A 21,260-nucleotide genomic window follows, 5' to 3' on the forward strand; every position below is an offset into this window, starting at 1 on the left:
TCAGTACGCCCCCACCGGCAGCACCACGGCTCGCACGGTGCGGGCGAGGATGACGACGTCGTAGCGGAGGTTCCAGTTGTCGACGTAGTGGATGTCGAGGTCGAGCCCGGCCTCCCATGAGAGGGTGCTGCGCCCGCCGACCTGCCACGCTCCGGTCATGCCCGGAACCGCTTCGAGGCGGCGGACGGCTCGGGCGCAGTACTCGTCGACCTCGCACGAGAGGGCCGGTCGGGGCCCGACCAGGCTCATGTCGCCGAGGAGCACATTGACGAGCTGCGGCAGCTCGTCGATCGAGAACCGTCTGAGGACGCGGCCCACCGGCGTGATGCGAGGGTCGTCGATCATCTTGAAGAGCGGACCCTCGATCGTCGTGCGCTTCTTGAGCTCGTCCAGACGACGATCGGCGTCGGCGTACATGGTGCGGAACTTGAGGATCTCGAAGGGGCGGCCGTCGAGGCCGATTCGCTCCTGCCGGTAGATGGCCGGACCGCGGCTCGTGAGACGGATGACCGCCGCGACGACGAGCATGGGGAGCAGCAGCAAGAGGAGTCCGAAGGCGGAGCCGGCGAGGTCGACGGCGCGCTTGGGCACGGAGTCGCTCGAACGGGAGGCCCTGTCGACGAAGCTGATCGGTGCGGAAGCGTCAGCAGGAGGGGCGGCGCTGATCGGGCGCGGAGCGCGGGTTGCGAGAGACACAGAAACCTCGAATCGAATGCGAAATATCAAATCCGAGACTAGGCCAATTCGCCCTCGATATCAATACCTGACATGTCGGGTTCGGATACGAAAAAGGGCCCGCTCACGAGGAGCGGGCCCAGGGGTGCTGCTGCGGGTCTCAGCCGAGGCGGCCGAGCGCCCCGTCGACGTCGGCGAGGAGGTCGTCGATCGACTCGATCCCGACCGAGAGGCGGATGACGTTCTCGGGGACGGCGAGCTCGGTCCCCTTCACCGATGCGTGGGTCATCTCGGACGGGTAGCCGATGAGCGACTCGACGCCGCCCAGCGACTCGGCGAGCTGGAACACCTCGGTCGACTCGGCGAAGGTGCGGGCCGCCGCGGGACCGCCGGCCAGCGCGACCGAGAGCATGCCGCCGAAGCGCTTCATCTGACGTGAGGCGAGCTCGTGGCCGGGGTGCGTCGCGAGGCCGGGGTAGAAGACGGTCTCGACGGCAGGGTGCTCCACGAGGGCCTCGGCGATGGCCTGCGCGTTCGACGAGTGGCGGTCCATGCGGACGCCGAGGGTCTTGATGCCGCGGATCGTGAGCCAGGCCTCCATCGGGGCCGAGATGGCGCCGACGCCGAACTGGATGAAGCCGATCTTCGACGCGAGCTCGTCGTCGTTCACGACGAGGGCGCCGCCGAGGGTGTCGGAGTGGCCGCCGAGGTACTTGGTCGTCGAGTGCACCACGACGTCCGCACCGAGGGCGAGGGGCTGCTGCACGTATGGCGACGCGAAGGTGTTGTCGACCACGACGAGAGCGCCGGCGGCGTGGCCGATCTCGGCCAGCCCCGCGATGTCGGTGATCTTCATCAGCGGGTTGCTGGGCGTCTCGACCCACAGGACGGTGGTCTCGCCGGGGCGGGCGGCGGCACGCACCGCGTCGAGGTCGCTCATGTCGACGGTCTCGAGCGTGACGCCCCAGGCCGCCCAGACCCGGTTCACGAGACGGTGGGTGCCGCCGTACACGTCGTTGCCCATCACCACTCGTGAGCCGGGGGCCAGGACGGCCCGCAGCAGGCTGTCCTCGGCGGCGAGGCCCGACGAGAAGCTGAACGCCGCCGAACCGCCCTCGAGGCTCGCGAGGACTGTCTGGAGCGACTCGCGCGTGGGGTTGGCCGAGCGGCCGTACTCGTAGCCGCCGCGGAAGCCGCCGATGCCGTCCTGGACGAAGGTGGACGTCTGGTAGATCGGCGGGATGATCGCGCCGGTCGTGGGGTCGAACGCCTGGCCGTCGTGGATGGCGCGGGTCTCGAAGTCGTGGCTCACAGGGGTACCTCGGGGTTCGGTCGAGCAGGAACAGGGATTATTCGGACAGGAAGGCGAGGAGGTCGTGACGCGTCACGACCGCGGCCGGTTTGCCGTCCGTCGTCACGAGCAGGGCGTCGTTCTTCTCGAGCGCGCGCCGCGCGACCGAGACCGACTCGTTGAGGCCGATCAGGGCGAGCGGCGGCCCGATGAACGTGGCGACCGGGTCGGTCATCTGGGCCTGGCCCGAGAAGACCTGCTCCAGGAGCGCGCGCTCCTCGACGGCGCCGACGACCTCGCCGATGACGACCGGCGGCTCGGCCGACAGCACCGGCATCTGCGACACACCGTACTTCGACATGATCTGGACGACGTCGCGGACGGTATCGGACGGGTGGGCGTGCACGAGGTCGGGCAGCTCGCCGCTCTTCGAGGCGATGAGGTCTGAGACGGTGGTCTCGTCGCTCTCTTCGCTGAAGCCGTACGAGCGCATCCAGCGGTCGTTGAAGATCTTGCCGAGGTAGCCGCGGCCCGAGTCGGGCAGCAGCACGACCACGATGTCGTCGGGTCCGAGCTCGCGGGCCACGTCGAGGGCGGCGGCGACGGCCATGCCGCTCGATCCTCCGACCAGCAGCCCCTCTTCGCGGGCGAGACGGCGCGTGATGTCGAACGACCGGGCGTCCGACACGGCGATGATCCGGTCGACGACGGAGCCGTCGTAGGCGCCGGGCCAGAAGTCCTCGCCCACTCCCTCGACCAGGTAGGGGCGACCGGTGCCGCCTGAGTAGACGCTGCCCTCGGGGTCTGCGCCGACGATGGTGATGGCGCCCTCGGAGGCCTCCTTCAGGAAGCGACCGGTGCCGCTGATCGTGCCGCCGGTGCCGACTCCGGCGACGAAGTGCGTGATGCGCCCGTCGGTGTCGCGCCAGATCTCGGGGCCGGTGGTCTCGTAGTGGCTGAGCGGGCCGTTCGGGTTCTCGTACTGGTTCGGCTTGAAGGCACCGGGGATCTCGCTCACGAGGCGGTCGGAGACGCTGTAGTACGACTCGGGGCTGTCGGGAGCGACGGCGGTCGGCGTGACGATGATCTCGGCACCGTAGGCGGTGAGCACGTTGCGCTTGTCTTCGCCGACCTTGTCGGGCAGCACGAAGACGCAGCGGTAGCCGCGCTGCTGGGCGACCAGGGCGAGCCCCACACCGGTGTTGCCGCTGGTCGGCTCGACGATCGTGCCACCGGGCTTCAGCAGTCCGTCTCGCTCGGCGGCGTCGATGATGCGCGTCGCGATGCGGTCTTTCGACGACCCGCCCGGGTTCAGGTACTCGACCTTGACGAGGACGGTGGCGCTGATGCCCTCCGTCAGCCGATTGAGCTTCACGAGCGGGGTGTTGCCGACGAGGTCGATGACGGAGTCCGCGTACTTCACCACTCGAGTCTACCGAGGGGTGCCTGTCGGCAGGGGGCTGTTACGCCGACGGACGAATCGCGAGCGTCGGCGCGTCCTCGATCGACGCGACTTCGGCATCGTGCGGTCACGCGAACGGCTCTCGGCACCACGGAGGACACCCAGCGTCCCGAAGGTCAGAGCGGGACGTTCGCCTGCTGCTCGTAGAGCTCCGTGTACAGGCCTCCGAGGGCGACCAGCTCGTCGTGCGTACCCCGTTCGACGATGCGGCCCGCCCGGACGACGAAGATCACGTCGGCCGCGCGGACGGTCGACAGGCGGTGCGCTATCGAGATCGTGGTGCGCCCGCGCGAGGCGTTGTCGAGCGCCGCCTGCACGATGCGCTCCGACACCGAGTCGAGCGCGCTGGTCGCCTCGTCGAGCACCAGCACTGCGGGGTCTTTCAGGAGCACGCGCGCGATGGCCAGCCGCTGCTTCTCGCCGCCCGAGAGCCGGTAGCCGCGCTCCCCCACGAGCGTCTCGTACCCCTCGGGGAAGGAGGCGATCGTCTCGTGGATGTTCGCCTGGCGCGCTGCGTCCTCGAGCTGCTCCTGAGAGGCGCCCGGCCGCGCGTAGCGGAGGTTCTCGGCGATCGTGGCGTGGAAGAGGTAGGTCTCCTGGCTGACGATGCCTATGTTCGAGACGAGGTCGTCCTGGCCGAGGTCGCGCACGTCGACTCCGGCGAAGCGCACGCTGCCCCCGGACGCCTCGTAGAACCGCGGGATCAGATACGAGACCGTGGTCTTGCCGGCGCCGGAAGGGCCGACGAAGGCGGCGAACTGGCCCGGCTCGATATCGAACGTGAGTCCGGCGAGGGTCCGGGCTCCGGGCTCGGCGTCCGGGTAGGCGAACGTGACGTCGTCGAACTCGACGCGCCCCAGCTGCGACCGGTCGACCCGCTCGGGCACAGCAGGCTCGCGGATCGCGGGCGTCAGGTCGAGGTACTCGAAGATCCGGGCGAAGAGGGCGCTTGACGTCTGGATGTCGAGCGCCACCCGCAGCAGCGCCATGAGCGGGAACGTCAGACGGGCCTGGACGGTGGTGAACGCGACGATCGTCCCGGCAGTCACGTCGACGCCGCCCTGGATCAGGTAGGCGGCGACGATGTAGATCACGGCGGGGATGATCGACAGGAAGATCTGCACGGTCGCGAAGAACCCCTGGCCGCTCATCGTCTGCCGCACCTGCAGGCCGATCTGCGTGCGGTTCTCGTTCGCGTAGCGCTCGACCTCGGTGCGCTGCTGATTGAAGGCCTTCGCGAGCAGGATCCCGGACACGCTGAGCGTCTCCTGCGTGATGGCCGTCATGTCCGACAGCGACTCCTGCGTCTGAGTGGCGATCCGCGCCCGGACCTGGCCCACGCGCCGCTGCGCGACGACGAGCACCGGCAGCAGGATCACGGCCACGACGGTCATCTGCCACGACAGCAGCAGCATCGCCACGAACGCCGCGATCACCGTGACCGTGTTGCCGAGGATGCTCGAGACCGTGTTGCTCAGGACATTGGCCACGCCGCCCACGTCGTTCTGCAGGCGCGACTGGATGATCCCCGTCTTGGTGCGGGTGAAGAACGCGAGCTCCATGCGCTGCAGGTGTCCGAACAGGCGGATGCGGAGCGCACCCATCACCTTGTTGCCCACGGTGGCCGTCAGGTAGGTCTGCCAAACGCCGAGACCGGCCGACAGGATCCAGAGGCCGACCATGGCGCCGACGAGGCGCATGAGCACGGGGATGTTCGGGCCGCCGGCCGGGAAGAGGCCCCTGTCGAAGGCCTGCTGGGTCAGGAGCGGGGGCAGGACGCTGATCGCCGCCGACACGAGCACCAGCACGACTGTCACGATGAGCGCCCGCCGATGCGGCTGGAACAGGCTGCGGATCCGCCGGAACAGGTCGGGGATCTTCGGGGCGTCCGCATTGGCCGCCTTCTGCGCCCGGGCATCGGCGGCCGATACTCGCCCGGGGCCGCCCGGTCGGCCGCCGCCGCCGCCTCGCATGCCGCCGCCCGAGGCGATCTGATCCATCCTGCTCACCGGCTCACAGTACGCCCGCTGCGATGACCCCAGTTCTGGCCGATGTGCGAAAAGCTCCCGGTGGAAAGAAATCTCAGTTTATGATGTTGTCGGGCAGTGGCCCGAAGCAGGGGGTAGATCGAGGTCTCTCCCGTCAGGACGATCCGCCCGAAGCACGATCGTCGCCTTCGGATCGCGTCCAACGAGCTGCATTCCCCGTCCCGACCGGGGAACTACCCGATGCAGCAGAGGTATTCCGTGAACTCCCGAAACGATACGACCGGCGAACCCGAAAACTCGACGGCGCTGCAACTCGACGGCCGCAACGCGCTCGACACGATCGAGACAATGTGGCCCCAGATCGCGCCCATCCAGGGTGCCCGGCTTCGCGACGCCATCCGCAGCATCCCCGAGAAGGAGTGGAGCGACCGCGCCCGCATCCTGCTCGCTCTCGCGGCCAGCTACCGCTCCATCGGCTCGACGTCCCGGAGTGCCGCGCTGCCCTGGTTCCGCGCCGTCGACAAGAGCATCAGGGCCGATCCGGGCAGTCCGCTCGACGTCCGCGTCGGCTACCTGATCCACTTCGCGGCTACCATGCGCACGATGGGCGACATCGAGCGCTCCCGTGAGAACCTCGAGACGGCGCGCACCATGATCGAGAGCGACGAGTCGCTCGACATCAGCCGCCGCATCGACCTGAGCGCCTCCTTCTCACTGCAGCTGGGCCTCGCGCGCATCCACACCGGCGCCTTCGACGAGGCCCTGTTCGCGCTGTCGCTGGCCGAGGGGCTCGCCAACGAGCACCTGTCGACCGCCGAGCGGGTCGAGTGCCACTCGGCGCTCGCCTACGTGGCGTTCCTGCTCGGCGACTTCGCCCTCGCCGACAGCCAGATCGACCTCGCCGCCCAGCACGCCGACGGAACCGACCTGCTGCGCTCGTCGTTCGGCGCGCTCGCGCAGGTGACGCGCTTCCACCTCCACATCGAGCGTGAGAGCGGCTCCGAACCGCACGAGGCGCTGCTCCGCGACCTGCGCATCGCCTGCCGCAACACCGACTGGGAGGCGCACTCGCTGTACGTCGAGGCCCTCTCCCGCTACGACGACGGCGCCTCGATCGAGGCGCTCGATCTGCTCGGCCGCGTCACACGGCTGCTCGCGCACTTCTCGGGCGCGTCGGCGCTCGATTCGGCGACACGGATCCTGCGCTCCGAAGCCCTTCGGTCGCTGGGCGAGGCATCGCAGTCACACGACGCCCTCGCCGACATCCCGGTAGGCCAGCACCACGTCAACTGCCCCGCCAGCATCACCGCACTCGCCTCGTTGACATTGGGCGACCCGCAGCAGGCGCTGGACGCGCTCGAGTCGTGCCTGGCGCTCGGCGACCTGCACTCGATGCGGTCGATGGTGCAGATCCACGCGATCGCCGCGGCCGCGCACGACGACCTCGGCAACGCGGTCGCATCGAGCATCGCCTTCGACCGATCGCTGCTCATGGCGGCCGTGAACGGCGTCGTCTGGCCGTTCGCCACGCTCCCGTCGGAAGTGCTGGAGCGCTTGCTCGGCCGCGCCGCCGGGCGCGTTCAGCCGGCGATCGTCGTCGCGATGATGGAGCGCCTCCGCACCGCCCCCTCGACGGACTCCGTCGTGCTCGTCGACCCGCTCAGCGAGCGCGAGCTGGTCATCGTGCGGCACCTGGCGACCGGCGCGACCCTCAGCCAGATCGGCGCCGAGCTCTTCATCTCGGTGAACACGGTCAAGAGCCACGTCCGCAGCATCTACCGCAAGCTCTCGGCGACGAACCGCCGCGAGGCGATCGCGCGCGCCGTGCAGCTGGGCCTCGCCGAGCAGGAGCAGTAGCAGTAGCAGTAGCAGTAGCGCTGCCCGGCGCAGGCGACGCTGGCAGCGCGAAAGCCCCGGACCTCTCGGCCCGGGGCTTTCGTGTCAGCAGTGGTGAGACTACTTGAGGGTGATCGTGGCGCCGGCGGCCTCGAGCTGAGCCTTGGCCTTCTCGGCGGTCTCCTTGTTGGCACCCTCGAGGACGGTGCTGGGGGCACCGTCGACGACGGCCTTGGCCTCGCCGAGGCCGAGGCTGGTGAGCGCGCGAACCTCCTTGATGACCTGGATCTTCTTGTCACCGGCGGCCTCGAGGACGACGTCGAACGAGTCCTTCTCCTCGACCTCTTCGGCCGGGGCGGCGGGGCCAGCGGCACCGGCAGCGGCGACGGGGGCAGCGGCGGTGACCTCAAAGACCTCTTCGAACTTCTTGACGAAGTCGCTGAGCTCGATGAGCGTGAGCTCCTTGAAAGCCTCGATCAGTTCGTCCTGGCTGAGCTTTGCCATTTGTTTCTCCTTGTTGGTAGTGCTGAAAGTGTGGGGTGGTGAGTACTGGACGACCGCTTACGCGGCGTCCTCCTGCTTGGCGCGCAGAGCCTCGACCGTGCGAACGGTCTTCGACAGCGGAGCCTGGAACAGGTAGGCCGCACCGAACAGCGAAGCCTTGAAGGCGCCGGCCAGCTTGCCCAGCAGCACCTCCCGCGACTCGAGATCGGCGAGCTGGTTGACCTCGGCTGCGCTCAGAGGGTTACCGTCGAAGTAACCGCCCTTCACGATCAGCTCGGGGTTCGCCTTGGCGAAGTCACGCAGGCTCTTGGCCACGGCGACAGGGTCTCCGTGGACGAAAGCGATCGCGGACGGGCCGACGAGTTCCTCGTCGAACGACGAGATCCCCGCAGCGTTCGCCGCGATCTTGGTGAGCGTGTTCTTCACGACGGCGTAGGTGGCGTCCTCACGGATACCGGTGCGCAGCGCTTTGAGCTGAGCAACGGTGAGGCCGCGGTACTCGGTGAGCAGGACGGCGGTCGAGCTACGGAACGACTCCGTGAGCTCGGCGACCGAAGCTTCCTTGTTCGCCATGTCGCTCCTAACGTGTGAAAGCTGGCAGCCCCTCGTGACTCTCTCGAGTCCAGTGCTCACACGAAAAAAGCTCCGCGCAGAATGCACGGAGCTTGAGCTTCGAACACCTGCGCGGGACGTCTCTCGGGAGAGAACCTTCGGCCAGCGCTTGCTCTTTCGAGCGGGCACCGACAACCAGCGGTCTTGGGCTTCGTTCACTATAGGCGACCGGCCCGAGTTCCTGCAACTCCCGCCGAAGACGCCGGGCATCGGTCACAGGCAGTGTCTGCAGGAACTCGGGGCGGTCGCTACGAGCGCACCGGCTCGGGCGCCGGCAGCGGAACCGGCCGACCCTGCGGTGCGCGCTCGAGCGGCAGCCGCACCGTGAAGACGGCACCGGGGTCGCCGTTCGTCGCGGTCACCGTGCCCCCGTGCGAGTGCACGACGGCATGGACGATGGCCAGGCCGAGACCGGTCGAGCCGGCCTTGCGCGACCGCGAGCTGTCGGCCCGGGCGAACCGCTCGAACAGCACCGGCATGACGGCGGGGTCGATCCCCGGACCGTTGTCCGAGACCGTGACGATGGCTTCGTGAGTCGTGTCGTCGCGCTCCAGGCTGACCCACACCTCGGTGCCGTCGGGCGTGTGGGTGCGGGCGTTGGCCAGGAGGTTCGCGACGACCTGATGCAGGCGCATCGGGTCGCCGAGCAGCGTGATCGGCACCTCGGGCACCGAGACGTCGTACTGGTGCTCCGTCGCCTGAACGTGCGTGTCGTGCACGGCGTCCAGGACGATGCGCGTGAGGTCGACCTCCTTCTTGACGAGGTCGGTGCCCTCGTCGAGGCGGGCCAGCAGCAGGAGCTCCTCGACCAGCGACGTCATGCGGACCGACTCGGATTCGATTCGGCCCATGGCGTAGACCACGTCTTCGGGGAGGTCCTTGCCCATGCGGCGGGTGAGCTCGGCGTAGCCGCGCACCGAGGCGAGCGGCGTGCGGAGCTCGTGTGACGCGTCGGCGACGAACTGCCGCACCTTGTTCTCGGACTCCTGGCGGGCCGTGAGCGCATGCGAGACGTGACCGAGCATGCGGTTCATGGCGGCGCCGACGCGTCCGACCTCGGTGCGGGTGTCGGTGTCCTCCTCGGGCACGCGGGCGTCGAGCGCGACCTCGCCGCGGTCGAGCGGCATCTCGGCGACGCGAGCCGCGGTCTCGGCCATGCGCTGCAGCGGTCCGAGGGCGTACTTGACGGTGATCATGGCGAAGAAGATCGCGGCGGCGATGCCGGCGGCCGCGATGATCGCGATGCCGGCGATGAGCTTGCCGACGGGGCCGGTGACGGAGTCTCGCGGCAGGCCCACGACGACGCGAGCCTGGACGAAGCTGCCGCTGGGAAGCTGCACCGTGACCGGCACCGCACGCACGAGATAGCTGCCGTAGCTCGAACCGAGCTGGATCTCCTCGCTCTTGTCGCCGGTCGCCACGTTCGAAAGGGCTGTCTTCGTGGCAGACGACACGGTGCCGACGCGTCCGGACTCGAGCACGAGACCGGAACCGAGCGTGCTGCTCGTGGCAGAGGCTGCGCTGCCCGAGTAGTAGATGGTCACGGTGCCCGGTGCCTGGTTGGGTCCGCCCGTGTCGGCACCCGACCCGCCGAAGCCGTTGCGGCCGTCCTGGCCTGAGGCGCGAGCGACGGCGGACGTGAGCTGCGCGTCAAGTTGGGCCGAGAGGACGCGCTGCAGGACGACCACGCTCAGGGCGCCGATCAGGATCGCCAGCAGAGCCGAGATCGCCACGATGCTCAGCACGAGGCGCCGGCGGAGCGTGAACGGACCACCGAAGCTCTTCGCCCATCCTCGCGCGACGGCTACGGGGTGGACCGTCATGCGACGGGCTTGATCACGTAACCCACGCCGCGCACGGTGTGGATCATGGGCTCTTCGCCCGCGTCGATCTTCTTGCGGAGGTACGAGATGTAGATCTCGACGACGCTGGACTTGCCGCCGAAGTCGTACGACCACACGCGGTCGAGGATCTGCGCCTTCGACAGCACACGGCGCGGGTTGCGCATGAGGAAGCGCAGCAGCTCGAACTCAGTGGCGGTGAGCTCGATCTCGCGACCGGCGCGCGACACCTCGTAGCTCTCCTCGTCGAGCACGAGGTCGCCCACGATGATGCGCGAGTCGCCGCCCTCGGAGACCATCGCGGCCGAGCGGCGGATGAGGCCGCGGAGACGGGCGACGACCTCTTCGAGGCTGAACGGCTTGGTGACGTAGTCGTCGCCGCCCGCGGTCAGGCCCGTGACGCGGTCCTCGACGGCGTCCTTCGCCGTGAGGAAGAGGATGGGGGTGTCGTCGCCGCCGGTGCGGAGGCGGCCGAGCACCTGGAGGCCGTCGATGTCGGGGAGCATGACGTCGAGGACGATCGCGTCGGGCTTGAACTCGCGGGCGAGCGTCAGAGCGGTCTGTCCGTCCGGTGCGGCCTTGACCTCCCAGCCCTCGTAGCGGAGCGCCATGGAGAGCAGGTCGGTGAGGCTGTTCTCGTCGTCGACGACGAGCACTCGGAGGGGCGAGCCGTCGGCGCGGGTGAGGCGCGGTGCGGCGGGGGCGGTGATGGGGGCTGAAGTGGTCACGCTCTCAAGTATCTGCCGGTTTCTATGAGCTGCCTGTGACGACCTGATGAGCCCGCCAGGGATTTGCTTCATAGGAATTTGACAAGGTCGCGATAACCCCGCCATATGCGCCGTCCGTACTGTCGCCATGTTCACAGCACCTTGCCACCACCCCGAGGAGTACCCCTTGTTCTTCACCTACCTGTACCGGGAGCTGAGCAACCGGCGCAAGCAGACGGCGATCATCGCCACCGGCATGGCCCTGGCCATCGCGCTCGTCATCATCGTCAACTCCGTCGCAGGCGGGGTGAAGGCGGCGCAGTCGACCGTGCTCCAGTCCGTCTACGGCGTCGGCACCGACATCACCATCAGCCAGACCGAGACGCCGTCGTCGACCGGCGGTCGGCCGACCTTCACCTTCGGCTCCGGCGGCGGAACGACCAGCGGCAACAGCACGTCGCTGTCGCAGTCCAGCCTGAGCGCTGCACGGGGCACGGCCACCTTCGCCGACTCCGCCCTCGCGAAGGTCGAGAAGACGACCGGCGTGAAGAGCGCCGCGGCGACCCTGTCGCTCCAGCTCAACGACTTCTCGGGCACCACGACGCAGCAGGGCACGTCGGGCACGACCGGAGGCACCGCCCAGCAGCAGGCCCCGACCGGCACGGCCACCGGCGCGCCGACCGGCGGCCAGGGCGGCGGCGGCTTCGGCGGCGGCTCGTTCAGCTTCGACCAGACGACGGTCTCGGGCGTCAGCGTCACGGCCGACGCCGTGGGCCCCCTCACGAGCGTCTCGCTCACCAAGGGCCGCACCTTCACGTCGGCCGACGCCGGCGAGCACGTCCTGATCGTCGACAGCTCGTACGCCAAGACCGAGAGCCTCGCGGTCGGCGACACCAAGAAGATCGGCTCCACGACCTTCACCGTGATCGGCATCGTCAAGTCGACCTCGTCGTCGGCGACCACCGGCTCCGACATGTACATGCCCCTCGACACCGCCCAGAAGGTCGCCGACCTCTCGGGCAAGGTCAGCACCATCTACGTCAGCGCCGAGTCGTCCAGCGACGTCTCGACGCTCAAGAGCGCTCTCGAGAAGACCCTCCCGAAGGTGACGGTCTCGACGGAGTCCGACCTGGCGTCCAGCGTCTCCGGCTCCCTGTCGACGGCTTCCAGCCTGGTCTCGAACCTCGGCACCTGGCTGTCGATCATCGTGCTGGCCGCCGCCTTCCTGATCGCGATCCTGTTCACGGTCTCGGGCGTCACCCGCCGCACCCGCGAGTTCGGCACGCTGAAGGCGATCGGCTGGTCGAACGGCCGCATCGTGCGTCAGGTGGCCGGCGAGTCGTTCGTGCAGGGCCTCATCGGCGGCGTCGCCGGCGTAATCGTGGGCATCGTCGGAGTCATCGTGATCAACGTCATCGCCCCGACGCTCTCGGGCGGCGCCGCGACGACGACAGCCGGAGGCGCAGGCGGCGGCACTCCCCCGGGCGGGGCGGCCGGCGGCACGGCGGGCGGAGCCGAGGGAGGCACGGGCGCAGGAACCGGCGCCACCGGCGCCCGCTTCGGCGCCCAGGTCGCCTCCACTGCAACCGAGGTCAGCCTCCACGCCCCGATCGCCGTCTCGATCATCGTGATCGCGGTCGCCCTCGCCGTGATCGGCGGCCTCCTCGCCGGTGCGATCGGCGGATGGCGCGCCTCGCGCCTCCGTCCCGCCGAAGCTCTCCGCAGCGTGGCCTGAGCCGCGACCTCCGACATCGACACGACAGGACTCCCATGTACTCCCTGAAAGACGTCACCAAGACGTACGTCCAGAAGAAGCGCACCGTCACCGCGCTCAGCAAGGTGAACCTCGAGATCCCGACCGGCCAGATGGTCGCGATCCAGGGCCCCACCGGCGGCGGCAAGTCGACGCTGCTGCAGATGCTCGGCGCCCTCGACAAGCCCACGTCGGGCGAGATCGTGCTCGGCACGAAGACCGTCTCGACCCTCGGCGACTCGAAGCTCGCCGACATCCGCGCCACCGACATCGGCTTCGTGTTCCAGGGCTTCAACCTGATCCCGACGCTCACGGCGCTCGAGAACGTGCAGACCGCGTTCGCCCGCTCGCCACTGTCCCGCGACGAGCAGAAGGCGCGGTCGATGGCCGCACTCGAGTCGGTCGGGCTCGCCGAGCGCGCCGACCACCTGCCGTCGGAGCTCTCGGGCGGCCAGCAGCAGCGCGTCGCGATCTCCCGCGCGCTGGTCAAGGAGCCCAGCGTGCTCCTGGCCGACGAGCCGACCGGCGCCCTCGACGAGGCGACCCGCGACGAGATCATGGACCTCCTGGAGGGTGTGTGGCGCGACCGCGGCCTGACCCTGGTGATCGTGACGCACGACTCGTCGGTGGCTCGCCGCGCTGAGCGCCGCCTCCATCTCAAGGGCGGTCACGTCAAAGACGCCTAGCCCGTCGCCGCGCCCGCCCGTGGGCACGGCCAGACCCTCTCGATCGGCCGAGACGCGCGTCCGCGGACCGGCGGAGACGCCGATCGGGAGGGTCTAGGCGTCGGCGAGAGGGTAGGCGACGCAGGCGAAGCGGCGCGAGTCGGGCGCCCAGCCCGCCACGTTGAGCGTGCCCTGGCCGCCGAAGAGGCGGAGCAGCTCGCGGTCGCCGAGCCCGTCGGGGTCGCCCCCGACGAGCGGGAGTGCGCGGATCGCCACGGGGAGGTTCTCGGGGTGGCCGCGAGTTCCTGCGTCGTAAGAGAGGTAGACCAGGCACGACCCGTCGGGCGCCGGGTGCGGAAACCAGTCGACCGTGTCGGAGTCGACCACCCGCTCGAGCTCGGAGCCGTCGGGGCGGACGCGCGCGAGCTGGGCGTGGCCGGGCTCGTCGGTGAAGCGCTCGGTGTTGAACCAGACCCAGCCGCCCGCCAGCTCGGCGCCGTCGTCAGGGTGCTCGTCGTCGGTCACCAGCGTCGTCGCACCGTCGGCGACCGCCACGAGCGCCAGGTTCGTGCGCCACTCGTCGAACGCGGACTCGGGCGTGGGCCGCCCGCCGACGACCACCGAGAGTGCGGTGCCGTCGGGCGAGACGCCGTGCAGGTAGTTCTTGTAGCCGCGGCCCTCCGGGTGCTCGCGGGTCACGCGCCGCGCGGTTCCGCCGGCGGCGGGCACCTCGTAGACGTGGCCGTCCTTCCCGCTGACGAAGATCGAGGCCCCGTCGGGCGCGATGACGTGATCGTTGTTGATCTCAGGAACTCCGCCCATCGCGATCGGCTCCAGACGACCGTCCGCGAGCCCGAGCCTCCACAGCAGCCCGTCGGCGTTGACGACGAGCGAGTGTCCATCCGGGTCCCAGTTCGGCGCCTCGACGAGCACGGTGTCGCTCTCGAAGACGGTCTCGGCGTCGCCGGTCGCGGGGTCGACGAGCAGCACTCGGCTGCTCTGGCCGGGGAGGAGGGTGCGGGGCATGCCCCCAGTCAACCCGACGGAGCGGGATGCGCCGTGCTGCCGCGCACGACAAGCGTCGTCGCGAGTTCCAGGCGGGTCGAGCGGAGCGCCGGCTCCTCGCGCAGGCGGAGCACGAGGCGCGTGGCCTCCTCCGCCATCTCGGTGAGCGGCTGCCTCACCGTCGTCATCGGCGGGCCGGTGAAGCGCGTCATGTGGAGGTCGTCGAAGCCGACGACCGAGAGGTCGTCGGGAATCCGGAGCGCGAGCGTGCGGGCCGCCTCGTAGACGCCCAGGGCCTGCATGTCGCTGGCCGCGAAGATCGCCGTCGGGCGGTCCGGCCGGCCGAGAAGCACCAGCCCCTCGGCCAGCCCCACCTCGAGCGAGAAGTCGCCGCCGCGCACGTAGCCGCCGTGCTCGGGGATGCCGGCCCCGGCGAGAGCCGCCCGGTACCCGGAGAGCCGCGCGGTCGACGCCATGAAGCCGTCGGGACCGGAGATGGTCGCGATGTCCCGGTGGCCGAGCCCGATGAGGTGGCGGGTCGCCATGAAGCCGCCCATCCAGTTCGCCGAGCCGATCGCCGGGACGTCGGGATCGGGGTCGCCCTCCGGATCGATGATGACGAACGGAATGCTGTGGCTGCGGAGCTGGTGCCGGTTGTCGTCCGAGAGGTCGGCGATGACGAGCACGACGCCGAGCGGCCGGCGCTGCAGGACCCCCTCGATCCAGCTCGCGTCGCCCGCACCGCGGTCCTTCATGCCGGTGACCACGACGCTCAGCCCGTTCTCGCGCGCGACGCTCTCGACGCCGACGACGACCTCGACCATCCACGGGCTGTCGAGCGCCTGGCAGACGAGCTCGAGCAGCGGCGCCGCCGCCTGCGTCGAGTTGCGCCGGTTGTAGCGCTGGTCGCGCAGGATCCCCGTGACACGGGCGCGGGTGTCGAGAGAGACTCCCCCGCGCCCGTTGAGCACCTTCGACACCGTCGAGATCGAGACGCCGGCGCGCTCGGCCACCTCCGACAGAGTGGCCCGCGAGGCGGGGCCGCTGTCGGCGGCCGAAAGCGCCGCAGTCCTGTTCGTCACGGTCGTCATCGTACTGATGCTCGCGTCTCGGTCCGGCGCGGCGACCTAGCGGCCGCTCACCAGTCCTCGGGGCGGGCGCCGAGCGGCACCGGCGCCGGGCGCTCGACCGTGCTCGACATCTCGACCACGCGCTTCTCGTCGCTCGAGACCAGGATCGCCTCCATCGCCTCCAGCACGTGGAACGCGAGCTCGCCGCTGGCGCGGTGCGGCCGGTCGGTCTCGATGGCGCGGGCCATGTCGGCGAGGCCGTAGCCGCGGCCGGCGTCGGCGTAGCCGGCCGAGACCGGCAGCTCGCGGAACTCGGGCTCGTCCTTCGTCGCGATCTCGCTCGGGTCGGAGAACCGGTTGGGGTCGGCGACGGCGATCGTGCCGGCGGTGCCGTAGACCTCGAACAGCGGCGAGCGGGTCGCCCACACCTCGAAGCTCACGGTGAGGGTGGAGGTCACGCCGGAGGCGTGCTCGATGAGGGCGGCGATGTGAGTGTCGACGTCGACGGGGATCGCAGTTCCTGCGAGGGGGCCCGTCTCGACCACGCGGTCGCGGGTGGAGCGCGTCGCCTGCCCGGTGACGCGGACGATGGGGCCGAACAGGGTGATCAGGCTCGTCAGGTAGTAGGGGCCCATGTCGAACAGGGGGCCGCCGCCGGGCTGGTAGTAGAACAGCGGCGACGGGTGCCAGCGCTCGTGCCCGGGCGCCGACCAGTGCACCTGAGCGCCCACGGGGGCGCCGATGAGGCCGGCGTCGAGGGCGTCGCGGGCGGTCTGGACTCCTGTCCCGAGCACGGTGTCGGGTGCGCTGCCGACGCGCAGCCCGGTCGTCTCGGCGAGCGCGAGCAGCGGGGCGGCCTCCTCGGTCGAGAGGCCGAGCGGCTTCTCGGCGAAGACGTGCTTGCCCGCAGAGAGGGCGCGCATGCCGACCTCGACGTGCGCTGCCGGGATCGTGAGGTTCACGATGGCGTCGATCGTCGGGTCGGCGAGCAGCTCGTCGACGGTCAGAGCGCGGACGCCCTGGGCCGCGGCGACCTCGGCCGTGCGGGCGGCGTCGATGTCGGCGACGGCCACGAGCTCGAGGCCGGGCAGCGACGGGAAGCTCGCGAAGTACTGCTCGCTGATCTTCCCGACGCCGATGATTCCTACTGTCAGCGGCTGGCCCACAGGAGCCCCCTCTCGATGATGGTGCGGACGTTCTCGTTCTGGAGGATGTCGACGTGGTGGCCGGGCGTCGTCACGAAGATGCGGCCCTCGCCCCACTGCCGGGTCCAGATGGCCGGGCTGGTGACCTCGCGGTTCCACGGGTCCCACGGCCGCACGGCCTGGGTCGTCGTCGCCAGCACATCGTTGTAATCGTCGTGCAGCACCCAGTACTGCTCACTGGTCAGCTCGAAGTCCGAGATGCCCTGCGTGATGGGGTGGTCCTTCGCCGCGTCCGTCATGGCCACGACGTAGGGCCGGTAGTTGTCGGACTGCTCGCCGATCCGCTCGTCCGGCGCCTTGCCGGGGTGGGAGGCGAACTGCCCGCCGATCAGGTGCAGGTAGTCGGAGTTGTTGCGGTACGAGTCGGCGATGCCGCCGTGCCAGCCGCCGAGGCCGGTGCCCTTCTCGACCGCCGCGCGGAGTCCTTCGAACTCCTCGCGCTCGATCGTCGACATCGTCACCGACTGCACGATCAGGTCGACCGTGTCCATGTACTCGGCGTCGGCGTAGATCGCGGGCGATTCCTCGACCCGCACCTCGGCGAAGTTCTCCTTGAGGAACGGCAGGAACAGCTCCGTCGCCTCCACCGGCTCATGGCCGTCCCATCCGCCTCGCACCACGAGGGCGCGCTTTGTCGTCGTCACGTCGGTATCTCCAGTCATCTTCGGTTCTTCGTCTTCTCTGGTCGTTCGATCAGGTCTTCAGGCGCTCGGCCAGTTGCCGGCGAGGTACTCGGCGACGCGGAACGCGTTCGCCACGATCGTGAGCGTCGGGTTCACGCTGCCGTTGGTGGGGTGGAGCGAGGAGTCGCAGACCACGATCCGTCGAGCGCCGTGCACCCGGCCGTACCGGTCGGTGGCACCCGTCGCGGCGTCATCACTCATCCGGGCGGTCCCGCAGGAATGCTCGCCGGCAGCCGATGCCGTCGCTCCGCCATGCGGGACGCGGATGTCGGTGGCTCCGGCCGCGGCCAGCCACTCGCGGCCCGCCACCGCCATCCCCATCTCGACCTCGCGCGAGGCCCAGTGGACATCCTTTCGGAGAGCTGCACCCGGCCGGCCCCAGCGGTCCCGGACGCTCGCGAGCGAGACCCGCGACGTCGGCAGAGGCACCTCCTGCCCCATGCCGAACACCCCGAACACGTGGCGGCGCCCCTCCCTCATCCACTCCTTGTGGCCGTCGCCCCACGCAGGAACTCCTTCGGCGCTCGGCGCCATCGCGGAGGTCAGCGGCAGCAGCCCCATCAGGTCGACGAGCACGCCGCCGCCCCACGGGATCGTGTCGCGGTGCACGTGGTCGAGCGTGGCGACCGAATGGCCCGGGCCGACGAACGGCTTGGCGGGCTCGGCGACGGTCGAGAGCACGGTCGTGAAGCGGTGGTCGTGCAGGTGGCGGCCCATCTCGTCGTTTCCGATGCCGCTGGCGAGCAGCAGCCGCGGTGTCTCGACGGCTCCGGCGGACAGCACGACGACATCGGCGTCGATGGCGAGGCTCACCGGAGCGCCCGAGGTGTCGGCCATGACGGTGACGCCCGCGCGGCCGGAGCCGTCGCGGACCTCGATCACCTCGGCGTCGAACAGGACGTCGCAGCGGCCGGTGGCCACGGCGCGCGGCACGAACGTGTTGTGGGAGCCGTTCTTCGCGTTGACGGGGCAGGCGTGGCCGACGCACTGCGGGCAGCGGACGCAGGCCGGACGGCCGTCGTTCGGAACGCTGTTGATGGCCAGGGGAATCGGCCCCCAGCCCCAGCCCAGGGTGTCGGCCGCGTGGCCGAGGAGCTCCCGCGCGGGCTCGGTGCCCATCGGGGGGAGGGGGTACCCCGACGAGCGCGGGGTGCGGCTCGTGAGGCCGCCCTCGGTGCCGGCGACGCCGAGTTCCTGCTCTGCGCGGGTGTAGTACGGCTCCATCTCGTCGTAGCCCACCGGCCAGTTCTGCAGCGAGGCGCCCTCGGGGTTGCCGTAGTGGTCGCGCATGGCGAAGTCCTCGGGCAGGAACCGCCACGCCATCCCCTGCCAGAGCCGGGTGCCGCCGCCGAACGCGTCGGCGTTCAGGCCGTAGAGGGCGGCATCGCCGGTGCCGTCGAGCTCGACGTCGCCGGTCGGCAGCTGGGCGATTCGGGGGTGTCCGGCTCCGGGGCCGGCCGACGGCGCGTAGACCGCGGCCCGCTTGCCGTGGAGGTGGTCGCCGCGCAGATCGGCGTTCGACAGCTGGCGCGCCCGCTCGATCAGGAGCACGTGGCGGCCGGCCTGCGCGAGCACCTGGGCGGCCACGCCGCCGCCGGGGCCGGAGCCGACGACGACCGCGTCGTACGAGCGGCGCACCTGCTCGGGGCGGATGCTCGGAACCGGGTCGGGCTCGATCGGGGCGACTCCCGGAGGGACGGCGTGGAAGCCGACCATGTCGAGGCCCGCCGGGCGGCGACCCGGGGTCGAGGCGTAGAACCCCTCCCAGCAGATGCGGCGCAGGGCTGCGAAGCCAGGGTCGCTCTCGGCTTCGAGGGTGTGGAGGATGGCGTCCTGCTCAGCCGCGGAGAGCTCGGCGAAGCTCTTGCCGAGGCGGACGTCGAGCGACCGGAGCGGCTCACGCGCCCAGTCGAGGTCGGAGCTGGCCGTCGACACGTAGTCGGCGACGCCGCCCGACCAGCCGGCCGGCCAGCCGTCGGCCGGGATGACCCGGTCGACGGCGGCGCGGAGGCGTGCGGAGAACTTCAGAGGTGCGGTGAACGGGGTGGCCTCAGCGGCCGGCAAGCGATCCGCCGATTCCGCCGACGCTGAAGTACTTGTTCAGGAACGTGAACAGGATCACCGGCGGGAGCATCATCACGACGGCGACGGCCATGACGAGACCCCAGTTGGTCGCGTTCTGCTGGAAGAACGTCTCCAGGCCGACGGGGAGCGTGTAGTTCGGGTCGGAGCGCAGGAACACCAGCGCGATCAGGTAGTCGTTCCAGGCGAGCAGGAACGAGAAGATCGCCGTCGAGAGGATTCCCGGAAGGGCGTTCCTGAGGACGATGCGGGTGAACGAGCCGAACAGCGAGGCGCCGTCCATCCAGGCGGCCTCTTCGAGCGCGATCGGGATCGAGTCGTAGTACGCCGCCATCATCCAGATCGCGACCGACATCGTCGAGCCGACGTAGATGATCGTGACGCCGGCCAGGTTGTCGACCAGGTTGAACTTCGCGAACAGGATGAACAGCGGGATGACCGCGGTCACGACCGGCAGCGACTGGACGACGAACAGGACCAGCGAGTAGCCCGAGACCAGCTTGTTGCGGGCCCGGCTCAGGACGTAGCCGGCAGGGGCCGCGACTGCGGTGGCGATGACGACCGTGATGAGGGTCGCCGTGAGGCTGTTCTTCAGCCAGGCTGCCACGGCGGTCTGCGAGAACACCAGGCCGTAGTTCTCGAGCGTGAAGTTGCCCGTGACCGTCGATCCGAGCGAGGGCGTGAACGACAGGCCGACGACCGCGATGATCGGGACCAGCACGATGGCCGTGATGATCAGGATCAGGACGAAGCGCCACCACTTGCCGCGCTCCTGGAGATCCTGCGAGGTGATTCGCTTGGCGACTTTCGTGATCTCGCCGGGCTCGGCGCCGATACGGGCCTTGCGGACGCTGAGGGTGCTCATTCGACATTCACCTTTCGGATCTGGCGGTACAGGACGACCGAGATGACGACCAGGACGAAGGTCATCAGGAAGGCGATCGCTACGCCGGGGCCGGTCTGGAAGTTCTGGAAGACGGTCAGGTAGGCGAGGACCACGAGCGACTGGGTCGCGTTGACGGGCCCGCCGCCGGTGAGAAGGAAGATGGTCGGGAAGTCGTTGACGCAGAAGATCGTCATCAGGATCCACGACACGAAGGTGGTGCGGGCGATCAGCGGCAGCGTGATCAGGCGGAACGACTGCCAGTTCGACGCGCCGTCGACCTTCGCGGCCTCGTAGACGTTGGTGTCGACCGAGGCGAGCGCCGAGGCCATCATCATCATCATGAAGGGGAACGAGATCCACACCTTGAAGATGCAGACCGTCACCTGAGCCAGCACCGGGTCGGCCAGGAACAGCACGTTCCCGAGGCCCAGGTGCGACGCGATGACCGGGAACGGCGACTGCGGGGTGGCGACCAGCCAGTTCCACGAGGTCGACGAGACGACGACCGGGACGATCCACGGCAGCAGCAGGAGCACCTTGAACACGCCGCCCGCGGGAATGCGGGTGCGGAGCAGGAGCGCGAACACGAGGCCGACGAGCCACGATCCGAACACGCCGACCACGGTGAAGATCACCGTGAACTGAGCAGCCTTCCAGAAGGCCGGCTCGGTCAGGATGTTCGTGTAGTTCTGGAGGCCGACGAACGTGCCGCTGTCGATCAGCGAGCCGCTCCGCAGCGACTGGATGCCTGCGTAGATGACCGGGTAGAGGTTGAGCAGAAGCAGCAGCGCCAGCGACGGGAGAGCGAACGCGAGGAGCGTCCACGTGCGGGCGGTGAACTTCTTGGACTTGCGGGTGGGGCGGGGCGCGCCCGACCCGGAGCCGGACATACCGACTCCGCGCCGAGCGCGCCTCAGGTTCTCTGCGACGCTACTGGCCGACATACTTCACTCCTTCGTGACAGAACGGGGGGATGGCGACCACGTCGCAGGGGG

The 21,260-nt window shown here is 69.6% G+C and carries 18 protein-coding genes; 3 read left to right on the forward strand and 15 right to left on the reverse strand.

Annotated features, from left to right (window positions below; all coding sequences use genetic code 11):
* The 4 genes from EDF46_RS16325 to EDF46_RS16340 all read right to left on the reverse strand — a co-directional run bounded on the left by EDF46_RS16325 (position 1) and on the right by EDF46_RS16340 (position 5,428).
* Complete coding sequence (locus tag EDF46_RS16325) at positions 1–696, reverse strand: sugar transferase (RefSeq protein WP_199738304.1); 696 nt, start codon at positions 694–696, stop codon at positions 1–3.
* A 139-nt stretch (positions 697–835) separates the two neighbouring features.
* Positions 836–1,987 (reverse strand): cystathionine gamma-synthase, encoded by a 1,152-nt coding sequence (locus EDF46_RS16330; RefSeq protein ID WP_123507420.1) that lies wholly within the window; start codon positions 1,985–1,987, stop codon positions 836–838.
* A 37-nt stretch (positions 1,988–2,024) separates the two neighbouring features.
* Positions 2,025–3,389, reverse strand: coding sequence for a cystathionine beta-synthase (locus EDF46_RS16335; protein WP_123507422.1), 1,365 nt, complete (start codon positions 3,387–3,389; stop codon positions 2,025–2,027).
* A 155-nt stretch (positions 3,390–3,544) separates the two neighbouring features.
* A complete protein-coding gene (locus EDF46_RS16340; protein ID WP_123507424.1) occupies positions 3,545–5,428 on the reverse strand; it encodes an ABC transporter ATP-binding protein in 1,884 nt (627 codons plus the stop codon).
* Positions 5,429–5,674: 246 nt separating this feature from the next.
* Between EDF46_RS16340 and EDF46_RS18785 the strand changes: the two genes are divergently transcribed.
* Positions 5,675–7,273 (forward strand): LuxR C-terminal-related transcriptional regulator, encoded by a 1,599-nt coding sequence (locus EDF46_RS18785; RefSeq protein ID WP_233580076.1) that lies wholly within the window; start codon positions 5,675–5,677, stop codon positions 7,271–7,273.
* Positions 7,274–7,372: 99 nt separating this feature from the next.
* Here the strand turns inward: EDF46_RS18785 and rplL are convergent, their stop codons facing one another.
* The 4 genes from rplL to EDF46_RS16365 all read right to left on the reverse strand — a co-directional run bounded on the left by rplL (position 7,373) and on the right by EDF46_RS16365 (position 10,949).
* Positions 7,373–7,756: a 50S ribosomal protein L7/L12 gene (gene rplL / locus EDF46_RS16350; protein ID WP_123507426.1), complete on the reverse strand. Its 384-nt coding sequence runs from the start codon at positions 7,754–7,756 to the stop codon at positions 7,373–7,375.
* A gap of 57 nt (positions 7,757–7,813) precedes the next feature.
* Entirely contained in the window at positions 7,814–8,329 is a 516-nt protein-coding gene (gene rplJ / locus EDF46_RS16355) for a 50S ribosomal protein L10 (RefSeq protein ID WP_123507427.1), read from the reverse strand.
* A gap of 287 nt (positions 8,330–8,616) precedes the next feature.
* Positions 8,617–10,191, reverse strand: coding sequence for a cell wall metabolism sensor histidine kinase WalK (locus EDF46_RS16360; protein WP_123507429.1), 1,575 nt, complete (start codon positions 10,189–10,191; stop codon positions 8,617–8,619).
* Positions 10,188–10,949 (reverse strand): response regulator transcription factor, encoded by a 762-nt coding sequence (locus tag EDF46_RS16365; protein ID WP_255410980.1) that lies wholly within the window; start codon positions 10,947–10,949, stop codon positions 10,188–10,190. Before EDF46_RS16365 ends, EDF46_RS16360 begins: the two co-directional genes overlap by 4 nt.
* 115 nt (positions 10,950–11,064) lie before the next feature.
* Between EDF46_RS16365 and EDF46_RS16370 the strand changes: the two genes are divergently transcribed.
* Both EDF46_RS16370 and EDF46_RS16375 read left to right on the forward strand, forming a co-directional pair.
* The gene (locus EDF46_RS16370; protein WP_233580077.1) at positions 11,065–12,651 is read left to right on the forward strand and encodes an ABC transporter permease; all 1,587 of its coding nucleotides are present in this window, start codon (positions 11,065–11,067) and stop codon (positions 12,649–12,651) included.
* 35 nt (positions 12,652–12,686) lie between these two features.
* On the forward strand, positions 12,687–13,355 hold the full coding sequence (locus EDF46_RS16375; RefSeq protein WP_123507435.1) for an ABC transporter ATP-binding protein: 669 nt from the start codon (positions 12,687–12,689) through the stop codon (positions 13,353–13,355).
* Between the two features lie 93 nt (positions 13,356–13,448).
* Here the strand turns inward: EDF46_RS16375 and EDF46_RS16380 are convergent, their stop codons facing one another.
* The 7 genes from EDF46_RS16380 to EDF46_RS16410 are packed head-to-tail and all read right to left on the reverse strand — an operon-like array spanning position 13,449 to position 21,209.
* Positions 13,449–14,360 (reverse strand): biopolymer transporter Tol, encoded by a 912-nt coding sequence (locus EDF46_RS16380; protein WP_123507437.1) that lies wholly within the window; start codon positions 14,358–14,360, stop codon positions 13,449–13,451.
* 8 nt (positions 14,361–14,368) lie between these two features.
* Positions 14,369–15,430 carry a LacI family DNA-binding transcriptional regulator gene (locus EDF46_RS16385; protein WP_123507439.1) on the reverse strand — a complete coding sequence of 354 codons (1,062 nt, stop codon included), beginning with the start codon at positions 15,428–15,430 and terminating at the stop codon, positions 14,369–14,371.
* Positions 15,431–15,477: 47 nt separating this feature from the next.
* The gene (locus EDF46_RS16390; RefSeq protein ID WP_123507441.1) at positions 15,478–16,575 is read right to left on the reverse strand and encodes a Gfo/Idh/MocA family protein; all 1,098 of its coding nucleotides are present in this window, start codon (positions 16,573–16,575) and stop codon (positions 15,478–15,480) included.
* Entirely contained in the window at positions 16,560–17,276 is a 717-nt protein-coding gene (locus EDF46_RS16395) for a ThuA domain-containing protein (protein WP_199738305.1), read from the reverse strand. The genes EDF46_RS16390 and EDF46_RS16395 overlap by 16 nt, the downstream gene beginning before the upstream one ends.
* A 39-nt stretch (positions 17,277–17,315) precedes the next feature.
* Positions 17,316–19,361 (reverse strand): GMC family oxidoreductase, encoded by a 2,046-nt coding sequence (locus EDF46_RS16400; RefSeq protein WP_123507443.1) that lies wholly within the window; start codon positions 19,359–19,361, stop codon positions 17,316–17,318.
* Complete coding sequence (locus tag EDF46_RS16405) at positions 19,348–20,244, reverse strand: carbohydrate ABC transporter permease (RefSeq protein ID WP_123507445.1); 897 nt, start codon at positions 20,242–20,244, stop codon at positions 19,348–19,350. The genes EDF46_RS16400 and EDF46_RS16405 overlap by 14 nt, the downstream gene beginning before the upstream one ends.
* Complete coding sequence (locus EDF46_RS16410) at positions 20,241–21,209, reverse strand: carbohydrate ABC transporter permease (protein ID WP_123507447.1); 969 nt, start codon at positions 21,207–21,209, stop codon at positions 20,241–20,243. Before EDF46_RS16410 ends, EDF46_RS16405 begins: the two co-directional genes overlap by 4 nt.
* Positions 21,210–21,260 lie beyond the last annotated feature (51 nt).

This window comes from Frondihabitans sp. PhB188, assembly GCF_003752365.1.
Taxonomy (GTDB): Bacteria; Actinomycetota; Actinomycetes; order Actinomycetales; family Microbacteriaceae; genus Frondihabitans.

Bases quoted from the DNA above. Each gene is read 5' to 3' on its own strand.
- EDF46_RS16340 (WP_123507424.1), bottom strand. From the start codon at position 5,428: ATGGATCAGATCGCCTCGGGCGGCGGCATGCGAGGCGGCGGCGGCGGC.
- rplL (WP_123507426.1), bottom strand. From the start codon at position 7,756: ATGGCAAAGCTCAGCCAGGACGAACTGATCGAGGCTTTCAAGGAGCTC.
- rplJ (WP_123507427.1), bottom strand. From the start codon at position 8,329: ATGGCGAACAAGGAAGCTTCGGTCGCCGAGCTCACGGAGTCGTTCCGT.
- EDF46_RS16360 (WP_123507429.1), bottom strand. From the start codon at position 10,191: ATGACGGTCCACCCCGTAGCCGTCGCGCGAGGATGGGCGAAGAGCTTC.
- EDF46_RS16370 (WP_233580077.1), top strand. From the start codon at position 11,065: ATGTTCACAGCACCTTGCCACCACCCCGAGGAGTACCCCTTGTTCTTC.
- EDF46_RS16375 (WP_123507435.1), top strand. From the start codon at position 12,687: ATGTACTCCCTGAAAGACGTCACCAAGACGTACGTCCAGAAGAAGCGC.
- EDF46_RS16380 (WP_123507437.1), bottom strand. From the start codon at position 14,360: ATGCCCCGCACCCTCCTCCCCGGCCAGAGCAGCCGAGTGCTGCTCGTC.
- EDF46_RS16385 (WP_123507439.1), bottom strand. From the start codon at position 15,430: ATGACGACCGTGACGAACAGGACTGCGGCGCTTTCGGCCGCCGACAGC.
- EDF46_RS16395 (WP_199738305.1), bottom strand. From the start codon at position 17,276: ATGACTGGAGATACCGACGTGACGACGACAAAGCGCGCCCTCGTGGTG.
- EDF46_RS16405 (WP_123507445.1), bottom strand. From the start codon at position 20,244: ATGAGCACCCTCAGCGTCCGCAAGGCCCGTATCGGCGCCGAGCCCGGC.
- EDF46_RS16410 (WP_123507447.1), bottom strand. From the start codon at position 21,209: ATGTCGGCCAGTAGCGTCGCAGAGAACCTGAGGCGCGCTCGGCGCGGA.